General features: G+C 66.6%; 18 protein-coding genes. 14 read left to right on the top strand and 4 right to left on the bottom strand.

Features of this window, described 5'->3' with window-relative positions:
- The first annotated feature begins 26 nt into the window (after positions 1–26).
- The 4 genes from Q0316_RS03090 to Q0316_RS03075 all read left to right on the top strand — a co-directional run bounded on the left by Q0316_RS03090 (position 27) and on the right by Q0316_RS03075 (position 2,722).
- The gene (locus Q0316_RS03090; protein WP_298669541.1) at positions 27–587 is read left to right on the top strand and encodes a pyridoxamine 5'-phosphate oxidase family protein; all 561 of its coding nucleotides are present in this window, start codon (positions 27–29) and stop codon (positions 585–587) included.
- A complete protein-coding gene (locus Q0316_RS03085) occupies positions 584–784 on the top strand; it encodes a DUF2007 domain-containing protein (protein ID WP_298669538.1) in 201 nt (66 codons plus the stop codon). Before Q0316_RS03090 ends, Q0316_RS03085 begins: the two co-directional genes overlap by 4 nt.
- A gap of 142 nt (positions 785–926) precedes the next feature.
- On the top strand, positions 927–1,265 hold the full coding sequence (locus tag Q0316_RS03080) for a P-II family nitrogen regulator (RefSeq protein ID WP_298669534.1): 339 nt from the start codon (positions 927–929) through the stop codon (positions 1,263–1,265).
- An 11-nt stretch (positions 1,266–1,276) separates the two neighbouring features.
- The gene (locus Q0316_RS03075; protein ID WP_298669531.1) at positions 1,277–2,722 is read left to right on the top strand and encodes an ammonium transporter; all 1,446 of its coding nucleotides are present in this window, start codon (positions 1,277–1,279) and stop codon (positions 2,720–2,722) included.
- Positions 2,723–2,827: 105 nt separating this feature from the next.
- Here Q0316_RS03075 and Q0316_RS03070 read toward each other — a convergent pair whose 3' ends face one another.
- The 3 genes from Q0316_RS03070 to Q0316_RS03060 form a co-directional block, all read right to left on the bottom strand.
- Positions 2,828–3,517: an aspartate/glutamate racemase family protein gene (locus Q0316_RS03070; protein ID WP_298669528.1), complete on the bottom strand. Its 690-nt coding sequence runs from the start codon at positions 3,515–3,517 to the stop codon at positions 2,828–2,830.
- 45 nt (positions 3,518–3,562) lie between these two features.
- A complete protein-coding gene (locus Q0316_RS03065; protein WP_298669525.1) occupies positions 3,563–4,369 on the bottom strand; it encodes a glutaminyl-peptide cyclotransferase in 807 nt (268 codons plus the stop codon).
- A 93-nt stretch (positions 4,370–4,462) separates the two neighbouring features.
- Complete coding sequence (locus Q0316_RS03060; RefSeq protein ID WP_298669522.1) at positions 4,463–5,257, bottom strand: cold-shock protein; 795 nt, start codon at positions 5,255–5,257, stop codon at positions 4,463–4,465.
- Between the two features lie 380 nt (positions 5,258–5,637).
- Here Q0316_RS03060 and Q0316_RS03055 point away from each other — a divergent pair, with 380 nt between their 5' ends.
- The 5 genes from Q0316_RS03055 to rpoN all read left to right on the top strand — a co-directional run bounded on the left by Q0316_RS03055 (position 5,638) and on the right by rpoN (position 9,947).
- Entirely contained in the window at positions 5,638–6,258 is a 621-nt protein-coding gene (locus tag Q0316_RS03055) for a ribonuclease D (RefSeq protein WP_298669520.1), read from the top strand.
- Positions 6,251–6,889 carry an LPS export ABC transporter periplasmic protein LptC gene (gene lptC, locus Q0316_RS03050; protein ID WP_298669517.1) on the top strand — a complete coding sequence of 213 codons (639 nt, stop codon included), beginning with the start codon at positions 6,251–6,253 and terminating at the stop codon, positions 6,887–6,889. The genes Q0316_RS03055 and lptC overlap by 8 nt, the downstream gene beginning before the upstream one ends.
- Positions 6,890–6,897: 8 nt before the next feature.
- Positions 6,898–7,458 (top strand): LptA/OstA family protein, encoded by a 561-nt coding sequence (locus Q0316_RS03045; RefSeq protein ID WP_298669514.1) that lies wholly within the window; start codon positions 6,898–6,900, stop codon positions 7,456–7,458.
- Between the two features lie 118 nt (positions 7,459–7,576).
- Positions 7,577–8,353 carry an LPS export ABC transporter ATP-binding protein gene (lptB, locus tag Q0316_RS03040; RefSeq protein WP_298669509.1) on the top strand — a complete coding sequence of 259 codons (777 nt, stop codon included), beginning with the start codon at positions 7,577–7,579 and terminating at the stop codon, positions 8,351–8,353.
- Positions 8,354–8,471: 118 nt separating this feature from the next.
- On the top strand, positions 8,472–9,947 hold the full coding sequence (gene rpoN, locus Q0316_RS03035) for an RNA polymerase factor sigma-54 (protein WP_298669506.1): 1,476 nt from the start codon (positions 8,472–8,474) through the stop codon (positions 9,945–9,947).
- Between the two features lie 7 nt (positions 9,948–9,954).
- Here the strand turns inward: rpoN and Q0316_RS03030 are convergent, their stop codons facing one another.
- The gene (locus Q0316_RS03030) at positions 9,955–10,812 is read right to left on the bottom strand and encodes a LysR family transcriptional regulator (protein WP_298669501.1); all 858 of its coding nucleotides are present in this window, start codon (positions 10,810–10,812) and stop codon (positions 9,955–9,957) included.
- Positions 10,813–11,018: 206 nt separating this feature from the next.
- Here Q0316_RS03030 and Q0316_RS03025 point away from each other — a divergent pair, with 206 nt between their 5' ends.
- From Q0316_RS03025 to Q0316_RS03005, 5 genes are read left to right on the top strand one after another with little or no spacing between them, the layout of a single operon-like run.
- On the top strand, positions 11,019–12,515 hold the full coding sequence (locus Q0316_RS03025) for a CoA-acylating methylmalonate-semialdehyde dehydrogenase (RefSeq protein WP_298669597.1): 1,497 nt from the start codon (positions 11,019–11,021) through the stop codon (positions 12,513–12,515).
- Positions 12,516–12,549: 34 nt separating this feature from the next.
- Complete coding sequence (locus Q0316_RS03020) at positions 12,550–13,008, top strand: hypothetical protein (protein WP_298669499.1); 459 nt, start codon at positions 12,550–12,552, stop codon at positions 13,006–13,008.
- Positions 13,009–13,016: 8 nt separating this feature from the next.
- The gene (locus Q0316_RS03015; protein WP_298669496.1) at positions 13,017–14,162 is read left to right on the top strand and encodes an acyl-CoA dehydrogenase family protein; all 1,146 of its coding nucleotides are present in this window, start codon (positions 13,017–13,019) and stop codon (positions 14,160–14,162) included.
- Positions 14,159–15,193 carry an enoyl-CoA hydratase/isomerase family protein gene (locus Q0316_RS03010; protein ID WP_298669494.1) on the top strand — a complete coding sequence of 345 codons (1,035 nt, stop codon included), beginning with the start codon at positions 14,159–14,161 and terminating at the stop codon, positions 15,191–15,193. Before Q0316_RS03015 ends, Q0316_RS03010 begins: the two co-directional genes overlap by 4 nt.
- Before the next feature lie 53 nt (positions 15,194–15,246).
- On the top strand, positions 15,247–16,029 hold the full coding sequence (locus Q0316_RS03005) for an enoyl-CoA hydratase-related protein (RefSeq protein WP_298669492.1): 783 nt from the start codon (positions 15,247–15,249) through the stop codon (positions 16,027–16,029).

Raw genomic sequence — 16,029 nt, 5'->3', positions numbered from 1 at the left:
ATCATGCGCGTCAAGCGAGGGTGCCGATGGCCGATTTCTTCCCCGCGCTGAGCGACGAGCATCGCGCGTTCATCGCGAAGCAGCCGGTGTTCTTCGTCGCCACCGCCGCGCAGGATGCGCGGATCAACCTCAGCCCCAAGGGGATGGACACGTTTCGCGTGTTCGATGCGAATATGGTCGCCTATCTCGATCTCGGCGGATCGGGGAATGAAACGCAGGCGCATCTCGCCGCCGACGGGCGGATCACGATCATGTTCTGCGCCTTCGACAACCCCGCGCTGATCCTGCGCCTCTATGGCCGGGGCCGGTTCGTGGTGGCGGGCGACGACGGCTATGCGCCGCTCGCCGCGCACTTCCCCCCGCTCCCCGGCCAGCGGCAGGTGTTCGTCATCACGGTGGAAAGCGTGCAGACCTCATGCGGCTGGGGTGTCCCGCGCATGACGCTGGAGGCGGAGCGGCAGACGCTGGCCAAATATCACGCGCAGCAGGAACCCGCAGCGCGGCTGGCGCGGATCGCGGGGCGCACCCGGAGCATCGACGGCCTGCCGGTGCGCGTGCAGACCGTGATCCCGGCGGTGAAGCCATGAGCCTCGTCGAACTCGGGCGTTATGACCGCAATCTCGCCAATATCCTCGTCGGCAGGCTGGAGAGCGAGGGGATTCCCGCGATCGCCTTCGATCAGGGGGCGAGCATCGCCGATGGAAGCTGGCTGCTGATCCCGGTGCGCGTGATGATCGACGAGGATGATCTCGACGAGGCAAGGCGCATCGTCGGCGCTGCCTGATTTTCGGGCACTCCCTCGCAACTGCACAAAAACTTGTCGCCCGATCGGGTGCAAACCGGCGATCCGCCGGCTGATCCGGTTCATTCCATATCTGGCACGACAGTTGCGATGCGCTGCTTCGGGTAAACCGAAAGGACGCGCAATGAAGCTCGTCATTGCCATCATCAAACCGTTCAAGCTGGAAGAAGTGCGCGAGGCGCTCACCGCGCTCGGCGTCACCGGCATGACCGTCACCGAGGTCAAGGGCTTCGGCCGGCAAAAGGGGCAAACCGAAATTTACCGGGGGGCCGAATATAGCACCAACATGGTGCCCAAGATCCGCATCGAGGTGGTCTGCCCCTCCTCGCTTGCCGATCGTGTGGTCGAAACGATCGAGACCACCGCCAACACCGGCGCCATCGGCGACGGCAAGATCTTCGTTCTCGATGTGGGCCACGCCGTGCGCATCCGCACCGGCGAAACCGACGATACCGCGCTGTGAAGGGGGTTATGATGAAGCAAAGCACCAGATTGCTCGGTCTCGCGCTGGTGGCGGGGCTGGTCGCCGCCGCGCCGGCCTGGGCGCAGCCGGTGGCCGCCACCGCCTCGCCGATCCCACCGCCCACCGTCGACAAGGGGGATACGGCGTGGATGCTGGTCTCGTCGTTGCTGGTGCTGATGATGTCCGTGCCGGGGCTGGCGCTATTCTATGGCGGGCTGGTGCGCACCAAGAACATGCTGAGCGTGCTCACCCAGGTGCTGATGATCGTGTGCATGGTCGCGGTGATCTGGGTCACTTACGGTTATTCGATCGCGTTTACCGGCGGAAGCGCCTTTTTCGGCGGCCTTTCCAAGGCGTTCCTGATCGGTGTCGACGCCAATAGCCGCGCGGCGACCTTTTCCAACGGCGTCTATATTCCCGAATATGTCTATATCTGCTTCCAGATGACCTTCGCGTGCATCACCCCCGCGCTGTTCATCGGATCGGTGGCGGAGCGGGTGCGCTTCTCGCCGCTGATGCTGTTTTCGGCGCTGTGGGTGACGCTGATCTATTTCCCGATCGCGCATATGGTGTGGTATTGGGGTGGCCCCGACGCGGTGGCCGCCGCCGCGCTCAAGGGCGCGAGCGCGCTCGCGGCGCAGAATGCCGATGCGGGCTATCTGTTCCAGAAGGGCGCGCTCGATTTCGCGGGCGGCACCGTGGTTCACATCAACGCCGGGATCACCGGCCTCGTGCTGTGCATCCTGCTCGGCAAGCGCATCGGCTTCCCGAAAGAGGCGATGACGCCGCATTCGCTGACCATGACGATGATCGGCGCCTCGCTGTTGTGGGTCGGCTGGTTCGGCTTCAACGCGGGCTCGAACCTCGAGGCGAACGGCGTCACCGCGGTCGCCTTCATCAACACCTTCGTCGCCACCGCGGCGGCTGGCCTCTCGTGGCTGCTCGTCGAACAGGCGGTGCACGGCAAGCCTTCGCTGCTCGGCGCGGCATCGGGCGTTGTCGCCGGGCTCGTCGCGGTGACGCCGGCTTCGGGCTATGCCGGGCCGATGGGTTCGGTGGTGCTGGGGCTGATCGTGTCGCCACTGTGCTTCTTCTTCGTCTCCACGGTGAAATCGAAGTTCGGCTATGACGACAGCCTCGACGTATTCGGCGTCCATTGCATCGGCGGCATCACCGGCGCGATCCTGACGGCGGTGCTCGACGCGCCCTATCTCGGCGGGCAGGGCATCGCCGATTACGCGACCAAGCCCGGCGCGATGGTCGCCGGCAGCTACGATATGCTCACGCAACTCTGGATACAGACCCAGGGCGTGGCGATCACGCTCGTCTGGTCCGGCGTCGGCGCGACGCTGCTGTTCTTCGCGGTCGACAGATTGTGGGGAATGCGCCCGACCGCCGAAGTCGAGCGCGAGGGCCTCGACATCGCCGAACATGGCGAGCGGGCTTACAATTACTGACCCGATCGGGGCGGGCGACACGCGCCCGCCCCCACCGGCGTTCCTCCTGCGGACGCTCCTCAGCCCGGCGCGAAAGTGTCGGGCGCTTTGTGTTGTTCGGTCGCCCTAAAGCGCGGCGAGGATTGCCGCCTCGGCGTGGAGCGTCGTGGTATCGAACAGCGGCACCGGGCTGTCATCCGCGCCGACGAGCAGCATGATCTCGGTGCAGCCAAGGATCACCCCCTGCGCGCCCTCGCTCACCAGCCGTGAAATCACCGCGCGAAAGGCGGCGCGGGATTCGGGGCGGATGATCCCGGCGACGAGTTCGTCGTAAATGATGCGGTGGACGGTCGCGCGATCCTCCGCGCCCGGCACCAGCACGTCGATCCCGTGGCGATCGCGCAGGCGCCCGGCGTAGAAATCCTGCTCCATCGTGAAGGCGGTGCCGAGCAGCCCGACCCGCGTGAAGCCGCGCGCAATGATCGCGGCGGCGGTGGGATCGGCGATATGGAGCAACGGCACGCCCACGCGGCGCTCCACCGCGCCCGCCACGCGATGCATGGTATTGGTGCAGAGCAGCAACAGTTCAGCCCCCGCCTGCTCCAGCCGCGCCGCCGCATCGCCGAGCAGTTCGCCGAGCGCGGGCCAGTCGCCGCGATGTTGCAGCCGCTCGATCGCGGCGAAGTCGAACGACCATAACAGGCACGGCGCCGACGCGGTCGGGCCGAAACGGGCGCGCGCGCCCTGATTGAGCAGACGATAATATTCCGCCGAGCTTTCCCAGCTCATCCCGCCGATCAGCCCGATCATCTTCATGGCGAACAAGGATAAACGCGCGCCACCGAAAGGCAAATCGGGCGGCTATCCGGCGGGCAGGCGAATTTCGAACAATGTCGGCCAGCGCTTGCCGGTGATGAACAGCCGCCGTTTCGCCGGATCCCAGGCGATGCCGTTGGCAACCGCCTCGATATCATCGGAAATGCCGACTTCGGCGACGATCGCGCGGAGATCGACGATCGCGGTCACCCGGCCGCTCGCCGGGTCGATGCGCAGGATATAGGGGGAGCGCCAGACGTTGGCGAGGATCGCACCGTCCACGGCCTCAAGCTCGTTCAGCCGGTCGATCGGCTTGCCGTTCAACGTCACCGCGATCCGGCGGCGCACCGCGAGCGTCCGGGGATCGTGGACGGTAAGCGTCGCCGTGCCGTCCGACCGGACGAGCGAATCGCCGAGCGTCGTCAGCCCCCAGCCCTCGCCGCTATAACGCGCGGCGCCGGTGCGCTTCAGCGTCGCCGCGTTCCAGCGATAGGCGATTCCGCCATGCCAGGTGAGGCTGACCAGCCCATCCTTCCACACCGCCAGCCCCTCGCCGAACAAGGCGGGGGGAATGGCGCCGCGCGCCAGCACGCGCCCGGACGCGAGATCGACCCGGCGAACATCCGAATGCCCCTCCAGCCCGACGCTTTCGTAAAGGTGGCCGCGATGCCACACGAGGCCCTCGGTGAACGCCTGCGGATCATGTGGGAAGCGCGCGACGACGCTCGGCTCCAGCATGACGGGCGCGGGCGCGGGCGGCGGCGTATCGGCGGCAGCCACGCCGGATGTCGCCAGCAGGAAAGGCGCGAACCAGCGCATCGTCACCTCAAGCGTTTCCTTTGCTGGCCACACCGATAACGCCCGACGGCGCGACACACAGGCAAAACGAAAGCGGCCCGCCCGACGCGAAGTCGGACGGGCCGCCATCAATCATTAAAGCGTCGATCAGCTCGACTGCTGAAGGTTCACCGCCGCGTACTTGCCGCGACGATCAACCTCGATCTCGAACGACAGGCGATCGCCCTCGTTCAGGCCGCCGAGGCCGGCGCGTTCCACCGCGGAAATGTGGACGAACGCATCGGGCTGCCCGTCATCGCGCTGAATGAAGCCGAAGCCCTTCATCGCGTTGAAGAACTTGACCGTGCCGGTCGCCTTCTCGCCAGTGAGCTGGCGCTGGGGGGCGCCGCCGCCGCGCGGGCCGCCGAAGCCGCCATCACGCCCGGAATCGAAGCCGCCGTCACGCGGAGCGCGCTCCTGAACCGGCATCGGCTCACCGTCGATCTTGAGTTCGGTGGCCGAGATGCGACCGCCGCGATCGACGAGGGTGAAGCCAAGCGGCTGGCCCTCGGCAAGGCCCGTCAGCCCGGCCTGCTCCACGGCGGAGATGTGAACGAACACGTCCTCGCCGCCATCATCGCGCACGACAAAGCCGAAGCCCTTCTGCGCGTTGAAGAATTTTACGACGCCCGTGCCTTCGCCAACGACCTGCGGGGGCATCCCGCCGCCGCCGCGGAAACCACCACCGCCGCCGCCGAAGCCGCCACCGCCGCCACGGAAACCGCCGCCGCCGCCGCGGAAACCACCGCCGCCGCCAAAGCCGCCGCCACCGAAGCCACCACCACCGTAGCCGCCGCCGAAGCCGCCACCGAAGTCACCGCCGGACTCATCGCCGCCGAAACTGTCGCGCTTGTCGCGGCCGCGCCCGCCACGTTGTCCGCGGTTACCTTTGTCGAAACCCATAAACCCGTTCGTCTTCCCATCCGCCCGACTTCGCCGTTAAGAGGTGCGCGCCGGACGGCGAATTGCAACCACACCTCTTCGGGCACCAAACCTTTTGCGCCACAGATGCCGCCATAGCCCAGCTTTGTTCTAACCGCGAACAGAATCGTATTCGGAACGCCATTTAACATGCCGATACTTGCAAGACTGTCGCACGTTAAACACAGGTTGTCGCAAGAAGTGCCTAGACGAACACGGATTCGCACGCGCTTCGCTCAACAAAAAACGCCGCGTGCCGGCGCGCGCAAATGCCACACCAGCCGATGATTCGTGCCTTTCCCGCGCTGTCAGCCGCCTTGCGGGGCATTGAGCGATGGTCGCTCGCCCGCTAGGGCGGCGCAATGACCGTTCATTTCCACGAGGAAGACCTCCCCTCAGACGTATTCGCGCCGGGCGCCTCGATCGCGGTCGATACCGAGACGATGGGGCTCATCACCCCGCGCGACCGGCTGTGCGTGGTGCAATTGTCCGACGGCGGCGGCGACGAGCATCTGATTCGCTTCGCCCCCGGATCGGATTATGCCGCGCCCAATCTGCGCGCGGTGCTCGCCGATCCCGCGCGGCTCAAGCTCTATCATTTCGCGCGCTTCGATCTCGCGGCGATTCGCCATTATCTGGGCGTGGTGGCGGCGCCGGTCTATTGCACCAAGATCGCCTCGCGGCTGGTGCGCACCTACACCGATCGCCACGGGCTGAAGGAGCTGGTGCGCGAATTGCTCGGGCAGGATATCTCCAAGCAGCAGCAATCCTCGGACTGGGGCGGCCCGGTATTGTCCGAAGCGCAGAAGGATTATGCCGCGTCCGACGTGCGTTTCCTGCATCAGCTCAAGGAGGAGTTCGACCGCCGGCTCGTGCGCGAGGGGCGGATGGCGCTCGCCCAGGCCTGTTTCGATTTCCTTCCCCACCGCGCCGAGCTGGATCTCGCCGGCTGGCCCGAGACCGATATTTTCGCCCATGCCTGACATGGCCGCCCCGGCGCTGGATGCGCGTCAGCGCTGGGCGGCGCCGGGGAGCCCGCACGATCGGATCGTCGGCGCGGCGAACTGGATTCTGCCGGTGTTGATCGGCGTGCTCACCGCCTTTCTGGTGATGGCGCCGCTCACCTCGGGCGGCGACGTTTCGTTCGTGCTCGACAAGAACAAGGTGGAGGTCGCGAAAGAACGGCTGAAGATCCAGGCCGCGCGCTATCGCGGCGAGGATGGCAAGGGCCAGCCGTTCGAGCTGACCGCCGGCTCCGCGATCCAGAAAAGCTCTGCGGAACCCGTCGTGCGGCTCCAGCAGCTCGCCGCCGATATCCGGCTGACCGACGGCCCCGCGTCGCTCGTCGCGAACCAGGGGCGCTATAATATGGATACCGAACAGGTTTCGGTCGACGGCCCGATCGCGTTCCGCGGGCCGGATGGCTACACGCTCGATACGCGCGACGCGACGGTGGACCTCAAGACGCGCCGGATGCGATCCGACAATCCGGTGACCGGCACGGTGCGGCAGGGCACGTTCAGCGCCGACAGGTTCGATGCCGATCTCGATACGCATACCGTGACGCTCACCGGCAACGCGCGCTTGCACATCGTGCCGAGACGCACGAAATAGCGGCGATCATGCAGCGCCTCGCCCTCCTTTTGCTCCTCGTCGCTTCGACGGCACAGGCGCAGACCCGTCACGATTCGTCGGCGCCGATTGATTTCGGCGCGAACCAGATTCAATTGCAGGACAAGGCGAACCGCGCGGTGCTCACCGGCAATGTGGCGGTTCGCCAGGCGGAAATGACCTTGAACGCGCAGCGCGTGACCGTCGCCTATACCGGGCAGGTGGTGGACGGAAATCCACAGGTATCGCGGCTGGACGCGGCGGGCGGCGTGATCGTCAAACGGCCCGACCAGGTCGCGAAAAGCCAGTTCGCGGTATATGATCTCAATCGCCACATCATCACGATGGTCGGCAATGTCTCGCTGCAACAAGGCGGGTCGAACACCGTCAACGGCGGGCGGCTGACGCTCAATCTCGATACCGGGCGCGCGGTGATCGACGGCTCAACCGCGCCCAAGGCATCCGGATCGCTGCCCGGCGGGAGCGTGACGACCGCGCCTTCGGGCCGCGTCACCGGCACCTTCTCCGTCCCCAAACGCGCGAACAACGCCGCGCCGGCAAGCAGGAACTGACGGGCGGACGGGGCTTTCATCTCGATGCCGGCTCGGGCAAAAGAACCATGCATGAATCCTGCCAGTCACGCGGCGATGCGACGGGCGGCAACCAAGAAACTGCGAGGTCGGCGCGAATATGGATGACGTGACCAGCCTGGATCGGATCGAAACGATCGCGGAACCGCCGCTGGCCGATGGCCTGCAGGTGGTGTCGATCGCCAAAAGCTACGACAAGCGTGTCGTGCTGAGCGACGTGTCCGTCTCGGTCGGGCGCGGTGAAGTGATCGGGCTGCTCGGCCCGAACGGCGCGGGCAAGACCACCTGTTTCTATTCGGTGATGGGGCTGGTGAACCCCGATGCCGGGCGCATCATGCTCGATGGGCAGGATATCACCGGATTGCCGATGTACCGCCGCGCGATCCTCGGCCTTGGCTATCTGCCGCAGGAAACCTCGATCTTCCGCGGGCTGACGATCGAGAAGAACATCATGGCGGTGCTGGAACTCGGCATCCGCGATCCGGCGGCGCGGCGGGCGCGGCTCGACAGGCTGCTCGACGAATTCGGCCTAACCCGGCTGCGCGCCGCGCCGGCGATGGCGCTCTCGGGTGGCGAACGCCGCCGCGCGGAGATCGCACGCGCGCTGGCCGCCGATCCGACGATCATGCTGCTCGACGAGCCGTTCGCCGGCATCGACCCCATTTCGATCGCCGATATCCGCGATCTGGTGAAGGATCTGAAGCGCCGCGATATCGGCGTGCTGATTACCGATCATAACGTGCGCGAAACGCTCGACATCGTCGATCGCGCGTACATCATCTACGATGGCCGCGTGCTGTTCACCGGCTCTCCGGAGGAGCTGGTCGCCGACGCCAACGTCCGCCGCCTCTATCTCGGCGAGGGCTTCTCGCTCTGATGTTCTGGTCCGGCTTCGCCATGCGCGCGGCGCCGGCCCGCTCCCCCACCCGGCCTCCCATTCAGGATATGCCGTGGGACGCCGGGTGGGGAAGCGGGCCGGTGCCGCACCTCGAATAATGTCGCTCGCGCCGCGCCTCGATCTGCGCCAGTCGCAATCGCTGGTGATGACGCCGCAGCTCCAGCAGGCGATCAAGCTGCTGGCGCTATCCAACCTGGAGATCGAAGGCGTCATCGCGGAGGAGCTGGAGAAGAACCCGCTGCTCGAAGCGACCAGCCCGGCCGACGACAATGCGCCGGTCAACGAACGCGAACCCGCCGACGCCCCGCGTGAGGAGCCGGCGGGCGCCGACGAACTGGTGATGGCGGGCGAGGCGGCGGGGGAGGCGCTCGACGTCGATATCGCCGCCGAACGCTTCGACGATGCGGCGGTGGATACGGTGGGGCTGGGCGGCGCGGGCGGCAGCGTCGCGGGTGACGACGCCCCCGATCTCGATGCCTTCGCGGAAAACCCGCCGAGCCTTGCCGATCACCTGTCCGCGCAGGCGGGCAACGCGCTGTCGGGCGCAAGCCTGCTCGTCGCGCGGCACCTGATAGATCTGATCGACGAGGCGGGCTATCTCACCGCGAACCTGCTGGAAATCGCCACCCGGCTCGGCGTTCCGCTGGCGATGGTCGAGCAGGTGCTCGGGGTGATCCAGACCTTCGACCCCACCGGCGTCGGCGCGCGTGATCTTGCCGAGTGCATCGCGTTGCAGGCGAAGGAGGCGGATCGCTACGATCCGTGCATGGCGCGGCTGATCGAGCATCTCGATCTGCTCGCGCGCGGCGAGATCGCGCGCCTGAAGCGCATCTGCCAGGTCGATGACGAGGATATGGCGGACATGATCCGCGAGTTGCGCGGTTATGATCCGAAGCCCGGCTGCCGCTATGGCGGCGATGTGGCGCCCGCGGTGGTGCCCGATCTGTTCATCACCCGCACGCAGGGCGGCTGGGCGATCGAGATCAACAATTCCACCCTGCCGCGCGTGCTGATTAACCGGCGCTATTACGGGGAGCTGGCCGCAGGCGCGCAGAACAAGGCATCGAAGGCGTGGCTCAGCGAATGTCTCGCCAGCGCCAACTGGCTGGTGAAGGCGCTCGATCAGCGGCAGCGCACGATCATCCGCGTCGCGACCGAGATCGTGAAGCAGCAGGAAGCGTTCTTCCTGAAGGGCGTGGCGCATCTTCGCCCGCTCACCCTGCGTCAGGTGGCGGATGCGATCGAGATGCACGAATCGACCGTCAGCCGCGTCACCTCGAACAAATATCTGAGCTGCGCGCGCGGCCAGTTCGAGCTGAAATATTTCTTCACCTCAGGCATCGCGGCGGCGGACGGTGGCGACGCGGTGTCGGCGGAGGCGGTGAAGGCCGCGATCCGCGCGCTGATCCAGAACGAGGGCGCGAAGATCCTGTCCGACGACACCTTGGTCGAGCTGCTCAACACGCGCGGCTTCGATATCGCGCGCCGCACCGTCGCCAAATATCGCGAGGCGCTGGGGATCGGCAGCTCGGTGCAGCGCCGCCGCCAGAAGGCGCTGGGCGGGTTGGGCTGAGGCTGCGCTACCCCACCGCCTCGCGCAACCATGACGATACCGCCTGAATCCGTGGCGTCGCCTGTCCATCGGCATGGGTGACGAGCCAGAAGGCGCGGTGCAGCACGATATGCGGGAGCACCGGCACCAACCGCGCGTCGCCCGCGGCGATGAAATCGGGCAGGATGCCGATCGCCGCGCCCGCCGCGATCATCGCGTGCTGGACGTTGATGCTCGTGCTGCGCAGCCTCGCGACCAGACCGTCGTGCACTTCGGACAGATAATCGAGTTCGGGCGCATGGAGATGTTCGGGCACATAGCTTGCCAGCACATGTCGCTCCAGCGCCGCCGCCGTCTCGGGCATCCCCGCCGCCGCGAGATGGCCGGGCGTGGCGTATAATCGCAGGCGATAATCGACCAGCCGCGCCGCGATCAATTGCCGGTTGCGCGGGCGCGCCAGCATCACCGCGATATCCGCCTCGCGTTTCGACGGATCGAGCAGGCCCGACGCGGTGATGAGATCGAGCCGGATGCGCGGATAGGCGGCGGCGAAAGCGGGCACGCGCGGCGCCAGCACATGCGTCGCCAGCCCTTCCGCGACGCTCAGCCGCACATGCCCAGCGGCGCCCGTCGCCACCTCGCCCTCGCTCGCGGCGGAGATCGCCGCGTCGATCGTTTCGGCGTGCTGGAGCAGCGCCTGCCCCGCCTCGGACAGCCGCCGCTCGCCCGCCACCGTTTCGAACAGCGCCGCGCCCATCGCGCCTTCCAGCCGCGCGAGCCGCCGCGCGACGGTGGTGGCGTCCACTCCCAGTGCGCGCGCCGCCGGGGCGACTCGCCCGCTATGCGCCACCGCGAGAAATATGCGCAGATCATCCCAGTTCCGCATCGTCGTTGCCTTGTTTGTCGCTGCTCCGGCCCGCTCCCCCGCCCCGCCTCCCATTCAGAATACTGGCATGGGAGGCGGGGCGGGGGAGCGCGCCGGCGCCGTTATCCTGCAAAAATGCACCACCCACCGGCAAATTAAGCGGGTTGAGTGCATAATTGCCGCAGGGCTACAAGCCGATCAAACACCAATTCGTGGAGAGCCTCCCCATGCGCGTGATAGATCATCTCATTGCCGGCCATTCCGGTGGCGGCGCGGGCCGCATGGGCGATGTGTTCGATCCCAACACCGGCAAGGTGCAGGCGCGCGTGGCGCTCGGCACCGGGGCCGATCTCGATCGCGCGGTCGCCGCCGCGCAGGCCGCGCAGCCGGCATGGGCCGCGACCAACCCGCAGCGCCGCGCGCGCGTGATGTTCCGTTTCAAGGAACTGGTCGAGGCGAACATCCAGGGCCTCGCCGAATTGCTCGCCTCCGAACACGGCAAGGTCGTGGCGGACGCGCGCGGCGATATCCAGCGCGGGCTGGAAGTGGTGGAGTTCGCGTGCGGCATCCCGCATGTCCTGAAGGGCGAATATACGCAAGGCGCCGGCCCCGGCATTGATGTATATTCGATGCGCCAGCCGCTCGGCGTCGTCGCTGGCATCACCCCGTTCAACTTCCCGGCGATGATCCCGCTGTGGATGGGCGCGGTGGCCACCGCGTGCGGCAATGCCTTCATCCTGAAGCCGTCGGAGCGCGATCCCTCATTGCCGGTGCGGCTGGCGGAGCTGTTCCTTGAAGCCGGGATGCCGGCGGGCATCTTCCAGGTCGTCCATGGCGACAAGGAAATGGTCGACGCGATCCTCGATCATCCGGCGATCTCCGCCGTCAGCTTCGTCGGCTCATCCGATATCGCGCATTACGTCTATCGGCGCGGCGTTGACGCGGGCAAGCGCGTGCAGGCGATGGGCGGGGCGAAGAACCACGGTATCGTCATGCCCGATGCCGATCTCGATCAGGTGGTGGCCGATCTTGCCGGCGCGGCGTTCGGCTCGGCGGGCGAACGCTGCATGGCGCTGCCGGTGGTCGTGCCGGTCGGCGACAAGACGGCGGACGCGCTGCGCGAGAAGCTGCTTCCGGCGATCGACGCGCTGCGCGTCGGCGTCTCCACCGATGCGGATGCGCATTACGGCCCCGTCGTCACCGCGCAGCACCTCCAGCGGATCGAAAACTGGATCCAGACCGGGGTGGACGAAGGCGCCGAACTCGTCGTCGACGGGCGCGGCTTCAAGCTGCAGGGGCATGAGGAAGGCTTCTTCATCGGCCCGACCTTGTTCGATCGCGTCACGCCGCAGATGTCCGCCTATAAGGAGGAAATCTTCGGCCCCGTGCTCCAGATCGTCCGCGCGGGCGATTTCGAGGCGGCGCTCAAGCTCGCCAGCGATCATCAATATGGCAATGGCGTGGCGATCTTCACCCGCAACGGCCATGCCGCGCGCGAATTCGCCGCGCGGGTGAATGTCGGGATGGTGGGCATCAACGTGCCGATCCCGGTGCCCGTCGCCTATCACACCTTCGGCGGGTGGAAGCGCTCGGCATTCGGCGACACCAACCAGCACGGGCTGGAAGGCGTGAAGTTCTGGACCAAGGTGAAAACCGTGACGCAGCGCTGGCCCGATGGCTCGCCCGATGGCGGCAACGCATTCGTCATCCCGACGATGGGCTAATAGGAACGCTTGTCGCAACCGGGGGAGGGCAGGAATGAAACGCACGCTGGCACTGGCGGCGCTCGCCGCGCTCACGGCCTGCGCCCCGGAACAGAAGAACGAGGCGTCCTATGACGAGGGCGCCTTGTTCAACACGGTGAACGCCCTCGACCCAGCCGCCTCGCCGACGCCGGGCACGCCGGTCGTCGGCGGGCGCATCCCCGCGGCCTTTCAGGGCCGCTGGGGGCTGGTGCCGGCCGATTGCACCTCGACCCAGGGCGACGCCAAGGGCCTGATGCTGGTCGAGCCGGATCGGCTGACCTTCTACGAATCGCGCGCCACGGTGACGCAGCTCGCCACCATTTCCCCCACCGAGATCAAGGCGACGCTCGCCTTCTCCGGCGAGGGGCAGACGTGGGAACAGGAAACCCCGCTGACGCTTGAGGATAACGGCAATGCGCTCACCCGCATCGCCGACGGCCAGACGCTGCGCTACATGCGGTGCGGAGCCTGAGAGGAATTATGACCAACCAGTTCGACCTTACCGACGACCAGCGCGAGATTCAGGAGCTGGCCCGGCGCTTCACCGCCGATCGCATCACGCCCTTCGCCGCGGAATGGGACGAGACGCATCATTTCCCGCGCGACGTTATCAAGGCGGCGGCCGATCTCGGCTTCGCGGCGATCTACGTCAGCGAGGAATCGGGCGGGATCAACCTTGGCCGGCTGGAAGCGGCGCTCATCATGGAGGCGATGGCCTATGGCTGCCCCGCCACCTCCGCGTTCGTCTCGATCCACAATATGGCATCGTGGATGATCGACCGCTTCGGCAGCGCGGACCTCAAAAGCCGTTACCTTCCCGATCTCGTCACGATGGAACGCATGGCGAGCTATTGCCTGACCGAGCCCGGCTCCGGCTCCGACGCCGCCGCGCTCAAGACGAGCGCGCGATTGGAGGGCGATCATTATATCGTCAACGGATCGAAACAGTTCATCTCCGGCGCGGGCGAGAATGAAGTGTATGTCACCATGGTCCGCACCGGGGCGGAAGGGGCCAAGGGCATCTCCTGCCTCGTCATCGACAAGGACATGCCCGGCGTGTCGTTCGGCGCCAACGAACGCAAGCTCGGCTGGCACGCGCAGCCGACGCGGCAGGTGCTGTTCGACAATGTGAAGGTGCCGGTCGTCAACCGTGTCGGCGCGGAAGGGGACGGGTTCCGCTTCGCGATGATGGGGCTCGATGGCGGGCGGCTCAATATCGGCGCCTGCTCGCTCGGCGGCGCGCAACGCTGCCTCGACGAGGCGATCGCCTATACGAAGGATCGCCAGCAGTTCGGCAAGGCCATCGCCGATTTCCAGAACACGCAATTCACGCTCGCCGATATGGATACCGAGCTTCAGGCCGCGCGCTACCTGCTCTATGTCGCCGCCGCCAAGGTGACCGCCAACGCGCCGGACAAGACGCGTTTCGCCGCGATGGCGAAACGGCTCGCCACCGATACCGGATCGAGCGTGGTCGATCGCGCGCTCCAGCTTCACGGCGGCTATGGTTATCTGATGGATTATCCGATCGAGCGTTTCTGGCGCGACCTGCGCGTCCATTCGATCCTGGAGGGGACCAATCAGGTGATGCGCATGATCGTCGGGCGGGAGCTGACGCGGCAATGACCGAAGACCTGATTGTCGAGACCGACGGCGCCGTCGGACGCATCCGGCTCAATCGCCCCAAGGCGATCCACGCGCTCAACACCGCGATGTGCGCGGGCGTGCTGGAGGCGCTGGAGGCGTGGCGGGGCGAAGATGCGGTGCATGTCGTCACGATCGACCATGCCGAAGGCCGCGGCTTCTGCGCAGGCGGCGATATACGTATGCTCGCCGAAAGCGGCGCGAAGGACGGTGCCGAGGCGCGGGCGTTCTTCCACACCGAATATCGCATGAACCACCGGCTGTTCACCTACGCCAAGGATATCGTGGCGTTCATGGACGGGATCACCATGGGCGGCGGTGTCGGCATCTCGCAGCCGTGCCGCTATCGCGTCGCGACCGAGAACACGCGGCTGGCGATGCCCGAAACGGGGATCGGGCTGTTCCCCGATGTCGGCGGCGGCTGGTATCTCTCGCGGTTGCCGGGGCGGATCGGGCAATATCTCGCGCTGACCGGGCACCGGCTGGGCGGCGCCGAATGCCTCGCGCTCGGGCTCGCCACGCATTATCTCCCCGCCGGTCGGCTGGCGGAAGCCAAGGCGCGGATCGCCGAGGGGCCGAAGGCGGTGCTCGACGCGCTCGCCGTCCCCGCGCCCGAAGCGCCGATCCTTGCGCGGCGCGCGGAGATCGACCGGCTGTTCGCATCCGACCGGCTGGAGGATATTTTCGCCGCGCTCGCCGGTGATGACGGCGATTTCGCGCGCGAGACCCTCGCGATCCTCAGGACCAAATCGCCGCAGACGATGAAGGTGTCGTTGAAGCTGCTGCTCGACGGCAAGGCGATGGCGACGTTCGAGGATGAGATGCGGCAGGAATATGCGGTCGGCAGCCGCGTCGTGCAGCGCCACGATTTCCTGGAGGGCGTCCGCGCGGTGATCGTCGACAAGGACAATGCGCCGCGATGGAATCCGCCGACACCCGAAGGCGTGAGCGATCATGTGATCGACCAGATCTTCGCCCCGCTCCCCGATGCGGAAAGCTGGACCCCGGCCTGATCCTGCCATAGCGCCGTCCCCGATTTTTCGGGTTGCCGGTTTGGAGAATTACCATGTCTGATTACGCCAATATCCTTGTCGAGCAGCGCGGCGCGGTCACGCTCGTCACCCTCAATCGTCCGCAGGCACTGAACGCGCTCAATTCGGATGTGCTGGCCGATCTCGCCGCCGCGTTCGGCGCATATGACAGGAACGATGCGCAACGCTGCCTCGTGCTGACCGGCGCGGGCGAGAAGGCGTTCGCGGCGGGCGCGGACATCAAGCAGATGGCCGATATGGCGGCGGCGGATTTCTTCCTGCAGGATTTTTTCGCCGGTTGGCAGACCGGGGTGGTCGCGACGCGCAAGCCGTGGATCGCGGCGGTCAACGGCTTCGCGCTTGGCGGCGGCTGCGAACTGGCGATGATGGCCGATTTCATCATCGCCGCCGATACCGCGAAGTTCGGCCAGCCCGAGATCAAGCTCGGTGTCGCCCCCGGCATGGGCGGATCGCAGCGGCTGACCCGCGCGATCGGCAAGGCCAAGGCGATGGAAATGTGCCTCACCGGGCGGATGATGGATGCAGCCGAGGCGGAGCGTTCGGGGCTCGTCGCGCGCGTCGTGCCGCTCGCCGATCTGCTTGAGGAAGCGCTCAAGACGGCCACGACGATCGCCGCGATGCCGCCGATGGCGGCGATGGTGAACAAGGAAATGGTCAACACCGCGTTCGAAACCAATCTCGCGCAGGGCATCCTGACCGAACGTCGCCTGTTCCAGATCCTCACCGCCACCGAGGACAAGGCGGAGGGCATGGCCGCGTTCATCGAAAAGCGCGCGGGCGTGTGGAAGGGCCGGTAA

The organism is uncultured Sphingomonas sp. (assembly GCF_937871615.1).
Taxonomy (GTDB): domain Bacteria; phylum Pseudomonadota; class Alphaproteobacteria; order Sphingomonadales; family Sphingomonadaceae; genus Sphingomonas.
Note: the sequence above shows the minus strand (reverse complement) of the source record. Positions and strands in the feature narration are given on the sequence as shown.

Coding starts and splice junctions, on each gene's coding strand:
- Q0316_RS03090 (WP_298669541.1), top strand. CDS start 27: ATGGCCGATTTCTTCCCCGCGCTGAGCGACGAGCATCGCGCGTTCATC.
- Q0316_RS03085 (WP_298669538.1), top strand. CDS start 584: ATGAGCCTCGTCGAACTCGGGCGTTATGACCGCAATCTCGCCAATATC.
- Q0316_RS03080 (WP_298669534.1), top strand. CDS start 927: ATGAAGCTCGTCATTGCCATCATCAAACCGTTCAAGCTGGAAGAAGTG.
- Q0316_RS03075 (WP_298669531.1), top strand. CDS start 1,277: ATGAAGCAAAGCACCAGATTGCTCGGTCTCGCGCTGGTGGCGGGGCTG.
- Q0316_RS03070 (WP_298669528.1), bottom strand. CDS start 3,517: ATGAAGATGATCGGGCTGATCGGCGGGATGAGCTGGGAAAGCTCGGCG.
- Q0316_RS03060 (WP_298669522.1), bottom strand. CDS start 5,257: ATGGGTTTCGACAAAGGTAACCGCGGACAACGTGGCGGGCGCGGCCGC.
- Q0316_RS03055 (WP_298669520.1), top strand. CDS start 5,638: ATGACCGTTCATTTCCACGAGGAAGACCTCCCCTCAGACGTATTCGCG.
- lptC (WP_298669517.1), top strand. CDS start 6,251: ATGCCTGACATGGCCGCCCCGGCGCTGGATGCGCGTCAGCGCTGGGCG.
- Q0316_RS03045 (WP_298669514.1), top strand. CDS start 6,898: ATGCAGCGCCTCGCCCTCCTTTTGCTCCTCGTCGCTTCGACGGCACAG.
- lptB (WP_298669509.1), top strand. CDS start 7,577: ATGGATGACGTGACCAGCCTGGATCGGATCGAAACGATCGCGGAACCG.
- rpoN (WP_298669506.1), top strand. CDS start 8,472: ATGTCGCTCGCGCCGCGCCTCGATCTGCGCCAGTCGCAATCGCTGGTG.
- Q0316_RS03030 (WP_298669501.1), bottom strand. CDS start 10,812: ATGCGGAACTGGGATGATCTGCGCATATTTCTCGCGGTGGCGCATAGC.
- Q0316_RS03025 (WP_298669597.1), top strand. CDS start 11,019: ATGCGCGTGATAGATCATCTCATTGCCGGCCATTCCGGTGGCGGCGCG.
- Q0316_RS03020 (WP_298669499.1), top strand. CDS start 12,550: ATGAAACGCACGCTGGCACTGGCGGCGCTCGCCGCGCTCACGGCCTGC.
- Q0316_RS03015 (WP_298669496.1), top strand. CDS start 13,017: ATGACCAACCAGTTCGACCTTACCGACGACCAGCGCGAGATTCAGGAG.
- Q0316_RS03010 (WP_298669494.1), top strand. CDS start 14,159: ATGACCGAAGACCTGATTGTCGAGACCGACGGCGCCGTCGGACGCATC.
- Q0316_RS03005 (WP_298669492.1), top strand. CDS start 15,247: ATGTCTGATTACGCCAATATCCTTGTCGAGCAGCGCGGCGCGGTCACG.